Consider the following 18,750-nt stretch of genomic DNA (forward strand, 5'->3'; position numbering starts at 1 on the left):
CTATGGTCAATTTTAGTCAAAAATCAGTCTGAAGTCAACTATTTGAATCTTTATTCATTTGTTTCTTTTTTTCTCCTCTATATTTTCTCCAGCTTACATATGTCAATGTTGCTGCAATACATCCACCTACAATAATAACCATCCAATAAAATGGTGCCATTTCTGTACCTGTGTTTGCTTCAGTTAACAATACCGCAGAATTTTTAAAGTCTGCCAGTACTATTATTGGCAAGATCCTGAAACTGATGTAAACCCCTATGACAGTCAATAAAATGAATTTTCCAGCCGATGTAAAACGCATAGAGATCACCCCACTCACATAACATTCTCTTCCACTAATGTATGTGAGGAATCTTCAATATATAACAGTCATTGAATCGAATTTACCTGCCTTACGGTCAGTTTATATGCAATGAGAATCGACAAGATACTTAGCCAGAATGTAAAGTAGCCAATCTCATCCATATAACGATTTAATGAAGAATAGGTAGGCATCATTTCAAACACATAGTCAATCACGTCATTATGTAGTGTCCAAACAGCCGCAAACATAATATGTCGCATCTTAATTCTATAATATGGCGCGTACAATAATCCCTGAACAGCCATAGCGCCATGTGAAATCATCAGCATATAACCAACCCAACCAATATACCCATCCACTATAAGGGTAAACAGATTCATAACAACTGCCCAAATCCCATACTTAAAAAGGGTAATAATTGCCAAAGCCTCTATATAAGGCACATGTTTCCCAAAGATGAAAAACAGTAGAAATATGGTAAAAAACAGACTGGCTGTGGGACTGTCAGGTACAAAAATAAGAAAAATATCGGGTGTATCAGCAAGCTGAAAGCGATACCAATAATAACCGTAAAGAGTTCCCAATAAATTGATGATAAACAGACCAATCAAAAAAGTCTTGTCGGTTAATATATATCTAATCATATTCAGTTCTGGCATCCTCCCTTCACGAATAAACAAAAACACCTTCACCAATTGTGTTGGCAAAGGTGTTTTTATATAAACACAAATTATTTTGCTTGATCATTTACAGATACAATGAATTGTACAAGTTTCTCAAGTTCTTCATCGCTGCCTTTGAATTGATCCGCCGGCATGCTTCCGATACCTTCACGGGCGATTGTAGCAATTTCTTCAGCGCTTTTATCAATTCCAATCAATGAAGGTGCTGCTGCTCCGCCCTGGAGTTCTGCACCGTGACAACTCATGCAGTTATTCTCGTAAAGAGCATAACCCTCTGACTCTTTATCGATTTCAACCGCTGAAGGTGGAACCGGTTTATTAGCCTCAGCGCGCTGCTCCCAGTTAACATGTGATGCAGATTCATATGTCAGCCAGATAACAGAAGCAAGTGCTAGAAGCATCATTCCTACTGCTACGGGACGCTGATGCGGGCGACGTCCTGGCCCTTTGTCCAGAAACGGTGCCAGAAGCAGTGCACCAAACGCCAGTCCCGGGATTACCAGGATACCAAGCAGAATATACGGTCCACTTGCAAAGTCATATTTTAAAAGTTCATATAAGAATAAAAAGTACCAGTCTGGCAGAGGTATATAACTTGCATTAGTTGGATCAGCCATCCCTTCCAGTGGTGATGGGTGGGCTGCTGTCAAACAGAGAAATCCAACTAAAAACACGGAACCTGCCAACCACTCTTTTAATAAGAAGTTGGGCCAGAAAGCCTCTGTTCTGCCAGGATACTCGGAATAATCTTTTGGTATATTAGGTTTTCGTTCGGCGGAAATCCGGGAATCACCGACAAACTTCATTCCTTTACCCTTATGCACAGCGTTACCTCCTTCTCATTATAACGGTCCTGAAATACCTTGCTTACGAATCAGCATAAAGTGTGCGGCCATCAGTCCGAACAATGCTGCCGGTAAGAAGAACACATGAATTGCAAAGAAACGTGTCAGTGTCTGTGCACCGACAATCTTCTCGTCACCTGCTAGCAGTGTCTTAATTTCTTCCCCAACGAACGGAACCTGCAGGGCAATTTCAAGACCAACCTGTGTCGCAAAGTATGCTTTGTTATCCCAAGGCAACAGGTAACCTGTAAAACCAAGACCAAGCATAGTAAAGAATATCAGTACACCAATCATCCAGTTCAATTCGCGCGGCTTTTTGTACGCACCCTGGAAAAACACCCGCAACGTATGTAGTAACAACATGACAATAACAACACTGGCACCCCAGTGATGCATGCCCCGTACTATTTGTCCATGGGCAACCTCTGTCTGCAGGTAATAAACTGATTTCCAGGCGTTTTCGATATCAGGAACATAATACATCGTTAGAAACATACCTGACAAAATCTGGATCACTACCACGAAAAATGTCAATCCGCCGAAGCAATAGACAAAAGCAGAAAAATGGTGGGCAGGATTAACGTGTTCAGGTACCTCATGATCGGCAATATCTCGCCATAAAGGCGTAATATCTACGCGATCATCGATCCAATCGTATATCTTTTGTAGCATCTCTTATTACGCCTCCCCTTGTGGATGTGCATCACCAAGGAATAACATCCCATTTTTTACTTTATGCTCGTATACGTCCAGCGGAGCAAGTGGTGGTGTGTTAGGAACGTTTACGCCACTCTTGTAATACAAGCCTCCATGACATGGACAGTAGAACTTGTCCGGATATTGTTCACTGCCTTCCCATGAAACAACACAACCAAGGTGCTTACAAATCGGGGAAAGTGCTACAATATCGCCGTTATCGTTTTTATAGACCCATGCAGATTTTCCAACTTCCGATTCATACCAGCCATCAACCTGTTTGATTTTCCAGTCAACGCGCTGTGGTTCGTTCGTGATCTCTTCCACGGCCAGGCCGACGTTAGCAAGTTCACCTGCGCTGGATTCCTGCAATACCGGGTCAACTGCCATACGTAACATGGGAACAAGCATTCCAGCTGCCATAAAACCACCCACACCTGTAAGTGTGTAATTCAAGAACTGACGACGGGATACTTGCTGCTTTTCTTCGCTCATGATTTTCCCCCCTCTATACATTTTTCACGGACAATTATATTTTAATCAGATTACTAGGACATTACCATGATAGCGCAAACTGTTTGTGGGGTCAATAAATATTCTGTTTTCCCGGATAAGTTCATTATTCAGACAATCTTAAAACAGTTTTATACTTCTTCACTTTCCTGCCAGTATGATTTAATCAGCTCACTGACCTGTTCCACTTGCCCCTGAATTACGGCCTGCATTTCCTTGGACTTGACTGAACCCTTAGTACTTCCAGGCATCCAAAGCAAGGTTCCTTCGATAGATTGTTCTTTCTTTTTCCAGGAAGAATCGTTGGTGATATAGAAAATATGGTGGAAAGGCTGAGACTGCAGCTCCCTTATCCATGTATGCATACGTTCTATTTCCTGTTCTTTCGCTGCTGACTTCAGATAATTGTACTCAGGTGTCACCATTACTCTTCCTGTAAGCTCTTTTTCAAGTTCCTGCAAAAAAACAACAAGCGCTTCCCGTTGTACAGCATCCTTTCCCATCGCTGTATCGGTGGACAATTGAAAAGGAAGCAGCGGAACAATTACGGTATCAACATATTCTTTGGCCTTTATGTATTGCTCCAAGTCTTTCTCAATCCATTTCATAGTATACTCCCTGCCCCTCTGTCTATACTTCAAAGCTGAAAAATGATCCGGTAAATTAAATCTTATCTTATATAATCAAAAAAAATCAACCTATTACATTTGTAAATTAGGTTGATTAATTCCATTCTCTTCAAGTCTATGTAGCTCTTCGGTCAATCTGGTGAATGCCCGCTGGTCTTTTTCATCAAGCGACCGATCTATCATTCGGCGCAGATTTTCCTGCTGAAATTTAAATAACGACTGTTCCAAAAGCATCCTTGCACGCTCTTGATCCTTTTGGGTAATAAAATACTCATCGGGGATGAAGGGGTTCTCCACAAGCACAGCTGCATATAGAACATTCTGATTTGCTTTGCTGAAGTTCAGTTGAATATATAAGTCTTCATTCTGATTCATCCGTATATCGTGAAATGACTTCTCAGCATCGGTAGTCACAAGTTGTTTTTTGTAAAAGCGAAACGGAACCTCTTCGGAACAGTGGCTGGACATTATTATTCCCCGCGGACAAAATTTCGCTTCCCGGACAAAATGTACATTTTCCAGCAGCTTTTTATGGTTAACCAGATAATTTAATATCCATACACTCTCACGCTTCTTCAACTGATAATGATTAAGAAACCATTGAATAAAGCTTTTTTTGTCCTGGACGGAAATAGGAGTATTCATTTGGGTTATTAACCTCCCCGGATATCCATATTTGGTACTTCAGGTATCTTGTGATAACTTTAATCGGCTGACAAACTCCTCAATATCTGAATCTAGCGGTTGTAAAGTTAAATAACGTTCAAACACGGAAACAGCTTCGTCAATCCTCCCTTCTTCAGTTAGAAAATATCCATATTCTTTCAGGAAGTCACTATCCTGATTTAAGCTATTATATGCTTCCTTATAGGAGTTTAATGCATATTCATAGGATTCATTTTCATTATATGCCCGGGCCAGTTCCCAATCGTACAGTGGATCACTAGCACCACTATTTTTAATTTCATTAATCAACTCGATAATATCCTCATGCTGATTAGTTTTCTTGAACAATTCTATCAAAAACAGAAGAGCCTCTTTATAATCAGGGTCTAGCGAGATAGCCTCCCGTACCAGTCGCTCGCTTTCCTCATCATTCTCGAGCTGGTGTGCCATGGAGCCGGCAAAAAAGTACAGTTCCTTATTAAACTCGTCCACTTTGATTCCCTTTATTGCCGTATCGTATGCTTCCTGAGGCATTTCTTCATCCTCATAAGCTTTTGCGAGCTGATAGTAAGCTGTATGATAGTAAGTATCCTGTTCAATCACATGTTTCCACGCCTTTATAGCGATGTCACGCCGGCCGGCATGTAGTGCGGTGAAACCATATTTAAATAATGTATCAGGGTCTTCACTATCAACATCCTGAAAAATATCGAGGGCTTTCTCATATTCACCTGAAGCGGCATATGCTTCAGCCAAGCGGTCATTTATCGACACATTTGCAATCTCTTTAGCCACTGGCAGAATTTTTTCATAGTACGTGATTGCCCTTAAGTAAGAACCGGTGGAAAATAATAATTCACCAAGTGCGAAATCGATAATTGGCTCGTTTGGCTCAATTTGTTTTGCCTGAAGAAGTTTTTGTTCGGCTACTTCGAAAAGCCCCTGTGCCTGATAAAGATCTGCCAACTGAATCAGTGTCTGGACGTATGCCGGGTCATCCTCCTCGACTTCATTCAATAGTTCGATTGCCTCTTCATCGTTCTCCTGTTCAATATAAATATCAGCAAGCATTGTCTTAAGCTCACTCTCTTTTGGAAACTGTTGCATCAGTTCCTCGAGAACCATACTTGCTTCTGACAAATAGCCCCATTGAATATACAGTTCAGCTATCGTATATTTATCTTCTGCATCCGCTGTAGGCAAATAATTATCCAACACCTGAATTGCCTTTTCAGCTTGCTTGCTCTCCATTAATTTTACAGCTTCCATTATGGCGGCGTCCATTCTATCATCCTTTCTGCTGTATCCTTACTATATGCAAAAACTACCATTATACCGAAAAACGGATTGGTGATTTTATTTTTACTACCAAAAGAACAGTTCATAATCGAACCGTTTGCTCATTTTAAGACCTTTATAGCTGGAATGCAACCTTCCAAACCCACCTATTTATATTAGCAAAAAAGAATCTGTAAAGTTACAGATCCTTTATTCAGAAATTATATGGGCCAAATCCTTAAAGAAGTCCGGGTATGAAATAGCCACCGAGGATACATCATCAATTATAATTTCTTCATCAGAAACGAGTGATGCAATTGCATGCATCATTGCAATTCTATGATCATAGTACGATTTAACCTGACCACCATGCAATAAAGATTTACCTTTAATAATCATCCCGTCCTCCGTTGCTTCCACATTAGCTCCGAGTCGTGTTAGTCCATCCACGACGGCCTCTATTCGATCAGTTTCCTTCAACCTTAATTCTCCGGCATCACTGATAACTGTCTCACCCTCAGCCTGAGTGGCCAGCAAAGCAATTACAGGAAGCTCATCAATTAAACGGGGGACAATGTCGCCATTGATAGTCGCGCCCTTCAGCTCGCCGTATTTAACGGTTATATCTCCAATTAGTTCACCACTGATGGTAGCTTGATTAGAAATGGTCACAGAGGCCCCCATTTCAATCAGAACATCGATAATTCCGGTCCTTGTTTGATTGAGACCTACATTTTTTAATGTCAGGCTGCTGCCGGGCTTTATGGCTGCGGCAACCATAAAGAATGCCGCAGATGAGATATCACCAGGTACGAACACATCAGTTGCCTTCAATGAACTTTTGGAAACAGTGATTTTCGTATTGTGTCTTGAAATATTCGCTCCAAATGCTTCAAGCATATTTTCCGAATGGTTCCTGGTAGGAGTAGGCTCAATTACCTCAGTTTCTCCTTCTGCCAGTATACCAGCAAGTAGAATTGCTGATTTCACTTGAGCGCTTTTTACGGGGAGTGTGTAATTAATCCCCTTCAAGGATCCGCCACTTACGGATAGTGGCAAATATGTATTATTCTTACGACCGGTGATACTGGCTCCCATCTCAGATAAAGGTTTAATAACGCGGTCCATCGGTCTTCGGGTCAGTGAGGCATCCCCATAAGCCATTGTAAAAAGAGGCAGTCCGGCTAATACGCCAAGCATTAAACGTGCGGTTGTTCCTGAGTTACCAAAATAAATAGGTTCAACGGGTTCGTTAAAATGCTTATATCCTTTACTCGTAATAGTAAGTTCCGTGCCGTTCTCCTTAATCTCAACACCCATTAATTTAAATGCGTTGACCGTACGCATACAATCTTCACCGGTCAGAAAGTTTGTAACTTTGGTGGTCCCTTCTGCAAGTGACCCTAGGATAACCCCCCGATGGGAAACCGATTTATCTCCCGGGATATCCAATTCCCCATGAACCGGACCTTTTGCCGGTTTTAGTTTCATATCTTTCAATTGGCTCACTTCCTTTTAAGGAATTCTTTATTTCTCCATCATCAATTCGTAACCTTTTGCTGATAGTATTTGATAGCTGCTGTCCTGTTCCTTTTTGGTAGGAACACTGAGCCGGAGTACCCCTGTAATTCCTTCACGGATTTCCAGTATCTGCATATTGGATACACTTATCTCGTTCTCAGCCAAGATACCAGCAACCGCAGCAATCGCCCCAGGCTGGTCACGGATATCGACATAGATATCGTAGAAAGATGGAATCGCCCCTTTTTTCGAAACACCCAAGCCATCTCGATAATCTTTAGCCTGCTGAAGATAAGAGGTCAGTCCAAATGTATTTTCTTGCCTGAGAAACAATTTCAGCTGGGACATTTCCGTGATCCAGTCATCAATAAGCTGAATCATTTTCTCTCTATTATGATGGAAAATGTCCTGCCATAAATCTGGATTACTAGAAGCTATACGGGTAATATCACGAAAACCGCCAGCTGCGAGTTTTGGGATATACGGGTGTGTATCCTGCCATTTTTTAGCCTGATGGACAAGCGCAGATGCGACCAAATGCGGAAAATGGGATACAACGCCGGTCATTTCATCATGTTCCGTTACGTGGAGCAGAACAAAGTTGCTCTTCGTTTCTTTCAATGTATTTTTCAGTATACCAACATGTTTATCATCACACTGCTCTGCTGGCGTTAAAACATAAATAGCATTTTCAAACAAATGACCTTTAGCGGCTTTTATACCTTTTTTATGTGAGCCTGCCATTGGGTGGCCACCGATAAATTTGATGTGCTTATTTGAAATTGTATTAGCAGCCTCCAGAACCGGTCGTTTCACTGACGAAACATCTGTAACAATTACATCATGATTTAATGGTAACTGGTCAAGTTCTTTTATCAATCTAACTGTCTCTGTAATAGGTGTGCCCAGGATAATCAAATCTGCACGTTTGGCAGCCTGTGGAATATCTATGGCTATTTCATGTATAATCTCATTCATCCGTGCAAACTCAAGTGTGTCCTGGTTAGTATCAAACCCAACGATATGGCACTCGCCGGTTTCTCTGATACTTTTTGCAAGAGACCCTCCAATTAATCCAAGTCCAATAATAAAAACCGTTTTTTCCATACTATTTCTCCCTGCTCACTTTTACATGAAACTGGTGCAAAATCTCCTTGATTTGTTCCATATCATTTTCGTTTCCAAGTGTAATACGGACTGTCCGCGGTATTCCAAGTAGTTCCCCAGGTCGAACAATAAAACCATTTTCCAATAGATGCTGGAAGACTTCAGTACCGCTTACAGGTGTCGACACAAGTAAAAAATTCGTTTCTGATTCATAGTAATGCCAACCGATCGAATCTAAGAATTCCTGAAAATCTGCTTTTATCGCCTTATTTCTGTCAACCGACTGGCTAATAAAATCGTCGTCATACAGTGATTTTACAGCGGCCTTTTGGGCTATTGACGAGGTGTTAAACGGGCCCCTGACTACGTCTAGCTTTGAGATGATATTTTCATTCGCAAACCCATAACCTACGCGCAAACCAGCAAGACCATATGCCTTTGAAAATGTTCGAAGCACAATCAGATTTTCATAACACGTGAAAGATTTCAGTATGTTCGGGTCCTTTCCATTCTCCACATACTCGTAATATGCCTCATCCAGAACAACAAGCACATGTTTTGGACACTTCTTCATAAATGAGTAAAAATCCTCGCGAGGAATCAAAGAACCAGTAGGATTGTTTGGTGAGCATAGCCATACTACTTTCGTTTGCTCATCAATTGCTCCAAGCATTGCCTTGAGGTCATGATAGCCATTAACTGTCGAAACTTCTCTTATTTCGGCTCCTTCCACTAAAGCATTATGCTTATACTGTGGAAATGTTGGCGTGGCCATCACCGTATTTACACCAGGATAGAGAAAAGCTCGTCCGATCATTTGTACAATTTCGTCTGACCCGCTTCCGAAAATAAGCTGTGTTTCCTTAATATTCAATTTTTCGGCCATTGCTTCCCGTAATTCTGTCGTATATCCATCAGGATAAATCTCCAGTGACGGGTCTAATTCTTTTAAAAATTGCTTTACCGAAGATGAGTAACCAAATGGATTCTCATTAGATGCTAGCTTTACAATACGGGTTAATCCGTACGCCTTCTTTACTTCCTCTATTTGTTTCCCAGGCTTATATGGAGTTAATTCATTTAGTACTTGTTTTCCATCCATTTCTTACTCCCCCCGACTTTATTTACCTGTTTATATCTTTTTTAAATCGTTCATAAATGATTTAAGATACCTTACCATGTCGTTATCATCCACTTGCACTGTTACAGGGGCTCCAACATCCCTGAGAAGAACCATCTGAATCGAACGGCCGATGGTCTTTTTATCGATTTTCATTTTCTCTATTATTTGTTGAACCTCAAAATCCGGGAGGTTCAACGGATAGTCGTTTTTTCGAAGCCATGAATGAAGTTGGGTATATGGCAGAGTCGTTCCGAAAACATCCTCACTGACCCGGAGTGCAAACAGCATACCAATTGCTACAAGTTCTCCGTGTGTCCATTCTCCATAACCAAGCATCGATTCAAGGGCATGGCCAAGCGTATGTCCAAAATTCAAATGTTTTCTTACTCCCGATTCCCGTTCATCCGCCTCCACAATGGAAGCCTTAATCTCAACTCCTCTGCCGATTTGAGATGCGAGCTGATCATTGGATAAATCAAATAAATCTATTTCCATAAGCGATTGGAAAAAAATACGGTCAGCAATTAATGCCTCTTTGGCAATTTCCGCATATCCGGAGCGAATTTCTTTTCTTTCAAGAGTAAAGAGTGTCGACACATCGTACACGACATTAATCGGCGGATAAAAGCTGCCGATCATATTTTTCCCCTGTTCATGGTTAATGGCCACCTTCCCCCCAACACTGCTGTCATGGGCAAGAATGGTGGTTGGAACCTGGATAAAGTCAATCCCCCGCATATAGGTTGCTGCAACAAACCCGGCAAGGTCTCCAACAACCCCTCCACCAAGCGCTAGAATTAACGATTGACGATCAAGTCCATAGTTAAGTGCGTCGGTATGAAGGTTGTAAAAGGTCTGAATGCTTTTTGACTTTTCCCCTGCCGGGATGGTTGTTGCAACTACTTTCTCCCCAGCCAGACCCTTCTTTGCTTTATCCAGATAATAACTGCCGGCCATCGAGTCTGTAACAATCATAATTGATGTATATTTTTTAGGCAGATAGCTTTTCAGATCTTCGAGAAGGCCCTCTCCTATATATACCTTATAAGTATTGGTGGAGGACCTGACTTTCGTTACATTCATTAAAAGCACCTTATTTCTTCACGGTACACATCTATCGCTTCTTTAAGCTTGGGAAACTGGTCACTTGGGAACTGTTCTGTGATTGCCTTGGCAAGTTCAAAAGCAACAACGTGTTCCATAACGACTGATGCAGCTGGCACCGCGCAGGAGTCCGAACGCTCGATACTTGCATTAAATGGTTCCTTCGTCTCTATATCAACACTCTGAAGTGGCTTGTACAATGTTGGAATAGGTTTCATGACCCCTTTAACAACTAGTGGCATTCCGGTTGTCATGCCACCCTCAAATCCCCCGAGGCGATTCGTTTTGCGATAGTAACCATCCGTTTCACTCCAGGCAATTTCGTCATGAACTTCGCTACCATTTCGGCGGGCGGCTTCGAAACCAAGACCAAATTCCACTCCCTTAAAAGCGTTGATACTCATTACACTCCCAGCGATTCTACTGTCTAGTTTCCGGTCATAGTGTACATACGAGCCTACTCCAGCAGGCATACCTTCGACGTAAACTTCTACTACACCACCAATAGAATCGCCGTCTTTTTTAGCTTTATCGATTGCATCCATCATGTCTTTCTCCACGTCTTTATCAAGTGTACGTACTGGTGAGTCTTCGGATACTGAAACTCTCTCCTGTATTGAAAGTGAGTTATCTTCTTTAGCCACAATTCCGGCTATTTCTTTTACATAACCCGCTACCTCTATTCCAAGATGTTTCAGTAGGGTTTTAGCGACTGCTCCTGCCGCAACTCGTGCTGCAGTTTCCCGGGCCGATGAACGTTCCAGCACATTCCGCATATCACGATGTCCATATTTTAGCGCACCATTCAAATCTGCATGTCCAGGCCTTGGACGGGATACAGTGCGGCGGATTTTCTTTTCTTCTTCTAATGGATCTTCTCCCATAATGTCTGTCCAATGTTTAAAATCGTCATTATGTATAACTAATGAAATAGGTGAGCCAAGTGTATAGCCATGGCGAACGCCGCTGGTAATTTCAGCAAGATCTTTTTCTATTTGCATGCGTTTTCCTCGGCCGTGTCCTTTCTGCCTCCGCAATAAGGAATTATTGATATCCTCTTTTAAGAGAGGCATATTTGATGGAACACCTTCAATAATTGTAGTTAATTGTTTACCGTGTGATTCACCTGCTGTTAAGTACCGCATTACACTTCCTCCATTTCCATCCCAGAATTTTTTAATAACTATATCATAACTTAATTTAATTGTGTTGTATTTTATACAAAAATTTTGTATAAAAATAAATTTGGAAAACTGGACTTTGATTTTTTTAGACTGTTTTTTAAAAAAGCGCTGTTTATGGTAAAAAATATTGACTGCGATGTTACAGCGATGTTGAACTCCGCTTCAGGCAGTCACTTTCACCACTCCGGGAACAAGTGCGACATCTGCTCATACTTTCGCAGTGTCTCCTTTGCCGCCGGACAACTCTTCAACTTCCTCGGAGGAAGACCACTTCCTGCGGGATTTTCAGCTATTGCTTCTACGAACATGACGTTCTAGTACCGGTGTTGGCTACAGGACGTGACCGTTTTTAGCTGGTGACCCGCCGGAGTCGACTGTCCTATGCTCCAATCAACCATAACGATGTATTATTCTAGCGTAATAGCAAAATAAGAATACCAGCGTAGGAAATACATGGAGACTCCTGCGGGAACAGCACGCGTCTGAAGAACCCGCAGCGGTGATTTTCCGCGAGGAGACTGAAGCCGTGCCCGCGGAAAACGAAATGTATTTCTGGAGCGAAGCTACGCTGACTGTTACATCGCAATTTTAATCAACTACTAGGGTTAAAGAGCAACAAAATTTAAGAAAAGAGCCTTACTGTAAAACGTACGCCTGTTGAAGGCAACAAACTTATTATAGGCTAGTTTTTCTATAAAAGAATGTATCAACTAATGAAAGGTTATAATTATTCGGTGTAAAAATTTGCTCAGTACTCCCTACAAACAACACTCCATCTGAACGGAGAGATTCCGAGAAGCGATGATAGATCTCATTTTTAGCCTGATCGGTAAAGTAAATCAGTACATTTCGGCAAATAATCAAATCGACATTCCTAGGGTACCTATCTGCAAGCAGATTATGCCGCTTATAATTAATATGGTTCTTGACAGTTTCGTTAATATAATACAGCCCATTCTGCATTCTGAAATACTTTAACTTCAAATTCTCTGGGAGCTCCTTCAGTGATTCGCCCCGGTAAATCCCTCTCTCAGCCTTCTGAAGTATAGTACTATCAATATCAGTTGCCATAACTTGAAAGTCGACCGTTGGAAAGTGTTCCTTCATCAGTAACGCAACGCTGTATGGTTCTTCACCTGAAGAACAGGCTGCGCTCCAAATCGAAAGTTTTGTTCTGGATCGAAGCAGATGTGGAATTACTTCATCCTTAAGTACCTCCCATCGCTTCGAATTACGATAGAATCCGGACACATTAATCGTAAGGCGGTCCATAAACTCCTCGAATAGCAGTTTGTCCCGGTTAATCGCCAAAAAATAATCCCGAAAACTCGTAAAACCACGTTTGTCCCGGAGTGAAGTAAGCCGACGCTTCATTTGCGCCTCTTTATAGGAACTTAAATCGATTCCAGATTTTTCACGGACTTTTGCTATAAAATCAAGATACTCCTCAGACATTGATTAACGCCTCTCTCTATGTAAAAAACCTCCGTCAGAACGGAGGCTTAGTCTATTAATAAATCCAGGAACTATCCTGCTTGGAATAAGATAATACATCGCTTTCATCAAAGAACAGATTAATTTCCCTCTCAGCACTTTCAGGGGAATCAGAACCGTGAATTACGTTTTTGCCAACTGTTACACCGTAATCACCGCGAATTGTGCCTGGGGCAGCATCTTGTGGATTGGTTTTACCCATCATTTCACGTGCGGTGGCAATAACATTTTCACCTTCCCAAACCATTGCGAATACAGGACCGGAAGTAATAAATTCCACCAGTTCGCCAAAGAATGGACGTTCTTTATGCTCCCCATAATGATTTTCTGCAAGATCATTAGGAATCTGCATAAGTTTGGCACCCGCAAGTTTAAATCCTTTACGCTCAAAAAGACTAACGATTTCTCCTACCAAATTACGTTGAACACCGTCAGGTTTTACCATTAAAAATGTTTTCTCCATCTTTTACACCTCTTCATTATGTATTTATCTGTAACCGTTCAAATCTTAACAAATTTTTACCAAAATAACAAATAATCTAGGAACGTCTTTTCCCGATATACTTAGCAATTGTCTGTAATGTCTGTTTAGCTTTCTGATTAGGGAGTGAATTCAGGGAATTTAAAGCTTTTTCCAGGTAAAGGTCACTAATTCGATAAGATTCTGCAATAGCTCCTGTTTTTTTCAATTCGCCCAGCAATTGGGCCATTTCCGATTCGGAAACCTTTTCCGGGTCCTTGAATGTCTCCTCCAGCAGCTTGCGGAAACTCTCGTCCTGCATCGCAATCAGCACCGGCAATGTGACATTCCCCTGAAGCAAATCATTCCCTGCAGGTTTACCAAGCACAGTTTCAGACGAAGTGAAATCCAGAATATCATCGATAATCTGATAAGACATGCCTATATAGTACCCATACTTGAATAGCTTTTCAGCCTCATCATTCGGCACATCAGCAGCTATTGCTCCCAGCTTGCAACTTGTAGCGATAAGCAGGGCTGTTTTTCGTTTTATTCTCCGTAGGTAGTTACGCAAATTCTGATTCCAGTTATATTTATCCCTGATCTGCTCTATTTCACCCTTTGCAACCTGAACCATTGTCCTGGAAAGCACACGGTGAGCAGAAGGCTTGTCAATCGTGGTGATGTTTTCTAGTGCGCGAGCTAAAATATAGTCGCCTGTATACATTGCCACCCGATTTCCATATAGCTTTTTAATGGTGGGTTTACCGCGGCGCAACTCAGCATTATCGATCACATCATCATGGACAAGTGATGCCATATGAATTAATTCCAGAGAAACGGCTACTGTTTTAATCCGGTTAACATCAGAATTTCCAAACTGGCCGCTTAACAATACAAAAACAGGGCGGATTCTCTTCCCCCCTGCCCGTAGCAGCTGTGTGGAAGCCTGTCGCAGAACATCGTGGTCGGCCTGGATGGCGTTGTTCAAGGCATGCTCTATGATATCCAATTCTTTTTTTAAATAACCATATGTTTTCGTAAGTTTCATGCATGTCACCTTTTACTATAATTTCCTGATTCAGTTAGTCTAGAATTTCCTTTTAATACCCATATGCATTGCCGCCACGCCTCCAGTATAACTTTTCACCTCTACAGCATCGAAACCTGCAGCAAAAAACATGCTCTTAAGCCTATTTTTATCAGGAAAGTCCTTTGCAGACTCATGTAACCATGCATATTCTTTGTAGCTTTTAGCAAAAAATCTGCCCAGTAAAGGCATAATAAACCGGAAATAAAAATAATATCCTTGCCTGAATCCAATCATGGTTGGCTGAGAAGTTTCAAGGCATACTACTTTTCCCCCAGGCTTTACGACCCGGTGCATCTCTTTTAGCACTTCCATATAATCCGGAACATTGCGGAGACCGAACCCGATTGTCACATGATCGAAGGAGTTATCATCAAATGGAAGTTCCATTGCATTTCCCTGAACAAAACGTAAGTGTTCATATTTCAGGACTTCATTCTTTTCTTCAGCAACTGAAAGCATATTATCACTGAAATCAAGTCCAACCACTTCACCTGATGGACCGGTGGATTCTGCAAGCGCAATGGACCAGTCACCAGTGCCACAACAAACATCCAGTGCGGCGGATCCAGGTTGGACACTCATCCGATGCATGACATCTTTTCGCCAGGCTTTATGTCTTTGAAAAGATATGATGGAATTCATCGAATCATAGTTATCATATATCTTTTGAAATACGTTATGTACACGCTCTTCTTTTGATTGCTCCTGCATTTTGTTACCCTTCTTCCACAGCTGTTATGTCTTAATTTCCGTCTTATTCCAGTGTTTCCTCGATTAACTTCCGGACTGTATTATGTTCTTGCGGGATGTTGTCCAGTAAGGTTGTCAAAGACTTAATAGTCTTATCAATACTATTATCCATTATATGTAAAAAATCATCAGCGTCTTCAATTGAAAGTTTTTCAGACCATACAGAGAAAAAGGCCGATACACCTTTGCCTGTCAGATGCGTCCGCTCTTTCTTCAGCTTATTTAATAATAGCCATTCCGCTACAACCTCACTGATTACTGCTGCATCTGCATACGCTGCAACCCGGACAAACAAAAGGGACTCGATGTTTTTTACAAGTTTCAAAAACTCAGAAGGTGAACCCTTCTCCAGATAATATAATTGCATCTTATACTCATTTATTTCCTTAATCGCTCCAGCCAGAATATGTACCATTTCTATGTCTTCTGTCTCTGCGAGAAGGAGATAGTAGAGTCCACTATAGTAATCTCCTGCCAATACAGACAACTGCTTCGTCTTCATATCGGAAGCTGTCTTCTCTCTAGTGTTCGTGCTAGGTACCAAATCATGCGTATCCAGCGCCAATTGTACCAGCATTGCTGACACAATATTACTATTATATTCTGGCACAGATTTAGCTGTCTCTTTTAACAGGAGGGTCACCAGTTTTAGCTTATTATCATCAATCTGCGGTATATGAACATATTTTTCAATATAGGAGTTATGCATCTTCTTCTCAATTAATTTTCTTAATTGATCCGTATCTAAACTGGATGTCAGCAAAAGAACCACCTGTACCCTTTCATACATTCCTGAATAATATAGTCATTATAGCATACTATTGTTTCGTTCCATAAAAAAATGTTATCCAGGCGGTTGTGCGGAAGCGAACAATCTGCACTTACTCTGTTGTCATTTCTCCATGACCTGTTTGAATGGTTGCTTTTCCTCTGACTTTAACAGCTGAAGTGTGCTCTGTAAACTGAGCAATCATTACCTCATTCTTGTCCAATTTCTCCGAATGATGAAAACGTGTGTCTGTCCCCCGGGTAAGACCAATGACATTAACCCCGTCTTCGAGTGCTTTAATTACAAAAAAATCGTTTTGACTCATGATATCCCTCCTCAATTATCATAATTCATAAATGAAACAAAGAAAAAAGGACACGTATTTAACGTGCCCTTTTTTTGCCCTATGTAAAAATTATTTAACACTATCTTTTAGGGCCTTTCCTGGTTTAAAAGCAGGAACTTTGCTTGCTGGAATTTTGATTTCTTCTCCAGTTTGTGGATTACGGCCTTTACGCTCTGAACGCTCACGCACTTCAAAGTTTCCGAATCCGATCAACTGTACTTTTTCACCATTTTTAAGTGAATCCATGACAGAATCGAATACTGCATCTACTGCTTTTGTGGCATCCTTTTTAGATAGCTCACTCTTTTCAGCAACTGCATTAATTAGGTCTGTTTTGTTCATGACATTCACCTCCTCCCAAAAATTCATTGGTACAAACTAAAGTTAGTTACATTTGTTACCAATTTCCAAGTATTTATACTTAGTGCCACCAGATTCATGATGACAAGGCTTATATTAACCGAGATTGAAACAAATTTCAACAATAATTGCCTATTTTAAAGGATTTTATTAGAGATTTAGCTATTTTTTCCCATCTTTTATCCAAAACTGGACCCGCCAGGAAAAAATATACCATATCCCGGTCAAATCGTTGCCAGACCGCTAAGTATAACACCTTTCTAAAAGATATACGACATAGGACTTCAAAATCCTGCTGTTGCAAAGAAAAAAAGCAAAAAAAATAGCAACTAGTTTCAGCTGCTATAGAATAATTGCTATTAAACCACCGGAGCCTTCGTTGATAATCCGCTCTAGTGTATCTTTTAATTTATATCGGGCATTCTCTGGCATTAGGGCAATTTTTGCCTGAATCCCTTCTCGTACAATGGAACTTAAAGACCTTCCAAAGATATCGGACTCCCAAATTGACAGTGGGTCCTCTTCAAAGTCCTGCATCAGGTAACGGACAAGTTCTTCGCTCTGTTTTTCAGTTCCGATAATAGGTGCAAACTCTGACTCGACCTCAACTCTAATCATATGAATGGATGGCGCTACTGCTTTAAGACGAACACCGAATCTAGATCCCTGTCGGATAATTTCTGGCTCATCAAGCGCCATATCCTCCAGTGATGGTGCAGCGATTCCATAACCAGTCTGTTTAACCATCTGAATAGCACTGGCCACCTGATCGTACTCCTTCTTGGCATGAGCAAAGTCCTGCATGAGTTCGAGCAAATGGTCTTTGCCTCGGATTTCTTCTCCGACAATTTCTTTTAGCACTTCATCGTACAGATAGTCAGGTGCGTGAAGGTCAATCTCTGCAACCCCTTCACCCATCTCCATACCAGCAAGATTTGCACTTTCGATGTACTCATATTCGGAGAAATTTCCAACTATGTGGTCAACATCCCGCAGCCGCCTGATATCCTTAACAGTTGACTGAATTGCTTCCTGGTAACTCTTCCGAAGCCAGTGATCTTCTTTCAGTACCATCACCCAGCTTGGAAGGTTTACATTTACTTCAAGTACCGGAAATTCGTATAAAGACTCTCGCAGTACATTGTAAACGTCATGCTCGGTCATATTCTCAATACTCATTGCCAGTACTGGTATATCGTACTCCTCCGTTAACTCCTGCCGCAAAAGCTCAGTTTCCTGGCTCGTCGGCCGAACCGAGTTGACCACCATTATAAATGGCTTTCCAACTTCTTTTAGCTCCTCAACAACTTTGGCTTCAGCATCACGGTAATCGGCACGTTCAATCTCGCCGATTGTGCCGTCGGTGGTCACGACTACTCCGATAGTTGAATGCTCCTGGATTACTTTGCGTGTGCCAATCTCTGCTGCATCATGGAATGGAATCGGATCCTCATACCATGGTGTGTTAATCATTCGGGGGCCGTTCTCATCCTCAAACCCTTTTGCCCCATCTACAGCATATCCTACACAATCCACCAGACGTACATTTACATCGAGCCCTTCATCCACATGAACCGATACAGCCTGATTTGGGATGAACTTAGGTTCAGTTGTCATGATTGTTTTGCCTGCAGCGCTCTGCGGCAATTCATCATGTGCTCTTCCCCGTTCGCTTTCATCCTCGATATTCGGCAGTACAACCAATTCCATAAAACGCTTTATGAAAGTTGATTTACCGGTTCGGACAGCACCTACAATCCCTAAATAAATATCCCCATTCGTCCGTTTCGAAATATCTTTGAAAATATCCACTCTTTCCAAACGA

21 protein-coding genes are annotated in these 18,750 nt (G+C 41.4%); all 21 read right to left on the reverse strand.

Going from position 1 to position 18,750, the window contains the following annotated elements; translation table 11 throughout:
- Nucleotides 1-34 precede the first annotated feature (34 nt).
- The 21 genes from ACFO3D_RS04015 to spoIVA all read right to left on the reverse strand — a co-directional run bounded on the left by ACFO3D_RS04015 (nucleotide 35) and on the right by spoIVA (nucleotide 18,746).
- On the reverse strand, nucleotides 35-301 hold the full coding sequence (locus ACFO3D_RS04015) for a sporulation protein YpjB (protein ID WP_390293319.1): 267 nt from the start codon (nucleotides 299-301) through the stop codon (nucleotides 35-37).
- A 68-nt stretch (nucleotides 302-369) separates the two neighbouring features.
- Entirely contained in the window at nucleotides 370-948 is a 579-nt protein-coding gene (lhaT, locus tag ACFO3D_RS04020; protein ID WP_390293413.1) for a lipoprotein heptaprenylglyceryl N-acetyltransferase LhaT, read from the reverse strand.
- A gap of 86 nt (nucleotides 949-1,034) precedes the next feature.
- Nucleotides 1,035-1,811 (reverse strand): menaquinol-cytochrome c reductase cytochrome b/c subunit, encoded by a 777-nt coding sequence (locus tag ACFO3D_RS04025; RefSeq protein WP_390293320.1) that lies wholly within the window; start codon nucleotides 1,809-1,811, stop codon nucleotides 1,035-1,037.
- An 18-nt stretch (nucleotides 1,812-1,829) separates the two neighbouring features.
- Nucleotides 1,830-2,504, reverse strand: coding sequence for a menaquinol-cytochrome c reductase cytochrome b subunit (gene qcrB / locus ACFO3D_RS04030; RefSeq protein ID WP_390293322.1), 675 nt, complete (start codon nucleotides 2,502-2,504; stop codon nucleotides 1,830-1,832).
- 6 nt (nucleotides 2,505-2,510) lie between these two features.
- The gene (locus ACFO3D_RS04035; protein WP_390293324.1) at nucleotides 2,511-3,023 is read right to left on the reverse strand and encodes a QcrA and Rieske domain-containing protein; all 513 of its coding nucleotides are present in this window, start codon (nucleotides 3,021-3,023) and stop codon (nucleotides 2,511-2,513) included.
- Between the two features lie 149 nt (nucleotides 3,024-3,172).
- Nucleotides 3,173-3,649 carry a DUF2487 family protein gene (locus ACFO3D_RS04040; RefSeq protein WP_390293325.1) on the reverse strand — a complete coding sequence of 159 codons (477 nt, stop codon included), beginning with the start codon at nucleotides 3,647-3,649 and terminating at the stop codon, nucleotides 3,173-3,175.
- Between the two features lie 93 nt (nucleotides 3,650-3,742).
- On the reverse strand, nucleotides 3,743-4,315 hold the full coding sequence (locus tag ACFO3D_RS04045; protein ID WP_390293327.1) for a ReoY family proteolytic degradation factor: 573 nt from the start codon (nucleotides 4,313-4,315) through the stop codon (nucleotides 3,743-3,745).
- Between the two features lie 39 nt (nucleotides 4,316-4,354).
- Nucleotides 4,355-5,605 (reverse strand): tetratricopeptide repeat protein, encoded by a 1,251-nt coding sequence (locus tag ACFO3D_RS04050; RefSeq protein ID WP_390293328.1) that lies wholly within the window; start codon nucleotides 5,603-5,605, stop codon nucleotides 4,355-4,357.
- Nucleotides 5,606-5,824: 219 nt separating this feature from the next.
- Nucleotides 5,825-7,114, reverse strand: coding sequence for a 3-phosphoshikimate 1-carboxyvinyltransferase (aroA, locus tag ACFO3D_RS04055; protein ID WP_390293330.1), 1,290 nt, complete (start codon nucleotides 7,112-7,114; stop codon nucleotides 5,825-5,827).
- A 27-nt stretch (nucleotides 7,115-7,141) separates the two neighbouring features.
- A complete protein-coding gene (locus ACFO3D_RS04060; protein ID WP_390293332.1) occupies nucleotides 7,142-8,242 on the reverse strand; it encodes a prephenate dehydrogenase in 1,101 nt (366 codons plus the stop codon).
- Nucleotide 8,243: 1 nt separating this feature from the next.
- Nucleotides 8,244-9,344, reverse strand: coding sequence for a histidinol-phosphate transaminase (gene hisC / locus ACFO3D_RS04065; protein ID WP_390293334.1), 1,101 nt, complete (start codon nucleotides 9,342-9,344; stop codon nucleotides 8,244-8,246).
- Nucleotides 9,345-9,374: 30 nt separating this feature from the next.
- Nucleotides 9,375-10,448 (reverse strand): 3-dehydroquinate synthase, encoded by a 1,074-nt coding sequence (gene aroB, locus ACFO3D_RS04070; RefSeq protein WP_390293335.1) that lies wholly within the window; start codon nucleotides 10,446-10,448, stop codon nucleotides 9,375-9,377.
- The gene (gene aroC, locus ACFO3D_RS04075; RefSeq protein ID WP_390293337.1) at nucleotides 10,448-11,614 is read right to left on the reverse strand and encodes a chorismate synthase; all 1,167 of its coding nucleotides are present in this window, start codon (nucleotides 11,612-11,614) and stop codon (nucleotides 10,448-10,450) included. Before aroC ends, aroB begins: the two co-directional genes overlap by 1 nt.
- Before the next feature lie 714 nt (nucleotides 11,615-12,328).
- A complete protein-coding gene (locus ACFO3D_RS04080) occupies nucleotides 12,329-13,108 on the reverse strand; it encodes a CheR family methyltransferase (protein ID WP_390293338.1) in 780 nt (259 codons plus the stop codon).
- Between the two features lie 55 nt (nucleotides 13,109-13,163).
- Nucleotides 13,164-13,610: a nucleoside-diphosphate kinase gene (ndk, locus tag ACFO3D_RS04085; protein WP_390293339.1), complete on the reverse strand. Its 447-nt coding sequence runs from the start codon at nucleotides 13,608-13,610 to the stop codon at nucleotides 13,164-13,166.
- A gap of 76 nt (nucleotides 13,611-13,686) precedes the next feature.
- Nucleotides 13,687-14,658, reverse strand: a complete 972-nt coding sequence (gene hepT / locus ACFO3D_RS04090) for a heptaprenyl diphosphate synthase component II (protein ID WP_390293340.1) — start codon at nucleotides 14,656-14,658, stop codon at nucleotides 13,687-13,689.
- Nucleotides 14,659-14,697: 39 nt separating this feature from the next.
- Nucleotides 14,698-15,411 carry a demethylmenaquinone methyltransferase gene (locus ACFO3D_RS04095; protein ID WP_390293341.1) on the reverse strand — a complete coding sequence of 238 codons (714 nt, stop codon included), beginning with the start codon at nucleotides 15,409-15,411 and terminating at the stop codon, nucleotides 14,698-14,700.
- 43 nt (nucleotides 15,412-15,454) lie between these two features.
- Nucleotides 15,455-16,213: a heptaprenyl diphosphate synthase component 1 gene (locus tag ACFO3D_RS04100; protein ID WP_390293342.1), complete on the reverse strand. Its 759-nt coding sequence runs from the start codon at nucleotides 16,211-16,213 to the stop codon at nucleotides 15,455-15,457.
- 118 nt (nucleotides 16,214-16,331) lie between these two features.
- A complete protein-coding gene (mtrB, locus tag ACFO3D_RS04105; RefSeq protein ID WP_390293343.1) occupies nucleotides 16,332-16,544 on the reverse strand; it encodes a trp RNA-binding attenuation protein MtrB in 213 nt (70 codons plus the stop codon).
- Between the two features lie 90 nt (nucleotides 16,545-16,634).
- Nucleotides 16,635-16,907 carry an HU family DNA-binding protein gene (locus ACFO3D_RS04110; RefSeq protein WP_390293344.1) on the reverse strand — a complete coding sequence of 91 codons (273 nt, stop codon included), beginning with the start codon at nucleotides 16,905-16,907 and terminating at the stop codon, nucleotides 16,635-16,637.
- A gap of 360 nt (nucleotides 16,908-17,267) precedes the next feature.
- A complete protein-coding gene (gene spoIVA / locus ACFO3D_RS04115) occupies nucleotides 17,268-18,746 on the reverse strand; it encodes a stage IV sporulation protein A (RefSeq protein ID WP_390293345.1) in 1,479 nt (492 codons plus the stop codon).
- Nucleotides 18,747-18,750 lie beyond the last annotated feature (4 nt).

The organism is Virgibacillus kekensis, assembly GCF_042654125.1.
Lineage (GTDB): Bacteria > Bacillota > Bacilli > Bacillales > Amphibacillaceae > Lentibacillus > Lentibacillus kekensis.

Excerpts from the sequence above, each read along its gene's own strand:
- ACFO3D_RS04015 (WP_390293319.1), bottom strand. The coding sequence starts at position 301 with ATGCGTTTTACATCGGCTGGAAAATTCATTTTATTGACTGTCATAGGG.
- lhaT (WP_390293413.1), bottom strand. The coding sequence starts at position 948 with ATGATTAGATATATATTAACCGACAAGACTTTTTTGATTGGTCTGTTT.
- qcrB (WP_390293322.1), bottom strand. The coding sequence starts at position 2,504 with ATGCTACAAAAGATATACGATTGGATCGATGATCGCGTAGATATTACG.
- ACFO3D_RS04035 (WP_390293324.1), bottom strand. The coding sequence starts at position 3,023 with ATGAGCGAAGAAAAGCAGCAAGTATCCCGTCGTCAGTTCTTGAATTAC.
- ACFO3D_RS04040 (WP_390293325.1), bottom strand. The coding sequence starts at position 3,649 with ATGAAATGGATTGAGAAAGACTTGGAGCAATACATAAAGGCCAAAGAA.
- ACFO3D_RS04045 (WP_390293327.1), bottom strand. The coding sequence starts at position 4,315 with ATGAATACTCCTATTTCCGTCCAGGACAAAAAAAGCTTTATTCAATGG.
- ACFO3D_RS04050 (WP_390293328.1), bottom strand. The coding sequence starts at position 5,605 with ATGGAAGCTGTAAAATTAATGGAGAGCAAGCAAGCTGAAAAGGCAATT.
- ACFO3D_RS04060 (WP_390293332.1), bottom strand. The coding sequence starts at position 8,242 with ATGGAAAAAACGGTTTTTATTATTGGACTTGGATTAATTGGAGGGTCT.
- hisC (WP_390293334.1), bottom strand. The coding sequence starts at position 9,344 with ATGGATGGAAAACAAGTACTAAATGAATTAACTCCATATAAGCCTGGG.
- aroB (WP_390293335.1), bottom strand. The coding sequence starts at position 10,448 with ATGAATGTAACGAAAGTCAGGTCCTCCACCAATACTTATAAGGTATAT.
- aroC (WP_390293337.1), bottom strand. The coding sequence starts at position 11,614 with ATGCGGTACTTAACAGCAGGTGAATCACACGGTAAACAATTAACTACA.
- ACFO3D_RS04080 (WP_390293338.1), bottom strand. The coding sequence starts at position 13,108 with ATGTCTGAGGAGTATCTTGATTTTATAGCAAAAGTCCGTGAAAAATCT.
- ndk (WP_390293339.1), bottom strand. The coding sequence starts at position 13,610 with ATGGAGAAAACATTTTTAATGGTAAAACCTGACGGTGTTCAACGTAAT.
- hepT (WP_390293340.1), bottom strand. The coding sequence starts at position 14,658 with ATGAAACTTACGAAAACATATGGTTATTTAAAAAAAGAATTGGATATC.
- ACFO3D_RS04095 (WP_390293341.1), bottom strand. The coding sequence starts at position 15,411 with ATGCAGGAGCAATCAAAAGAAGAGCGTGTACATAACGTATTTCAAAAG.
- mtrB (WP_390293343.1), bottom strand. The coding sequence starts at position 16,544 with ATGAGTCAAAACGATTTTTTTGTAATTAAAGCACTCGAAGACGGGGTT.
- ACFO3D_RS04110 (WP_390293344.1), bottom strand. The coding sequence starts at position 16,907 with ATGAACAAAACAGACCTAATTAATGCAGTTGCTGAAAAGAGTGAGCTA.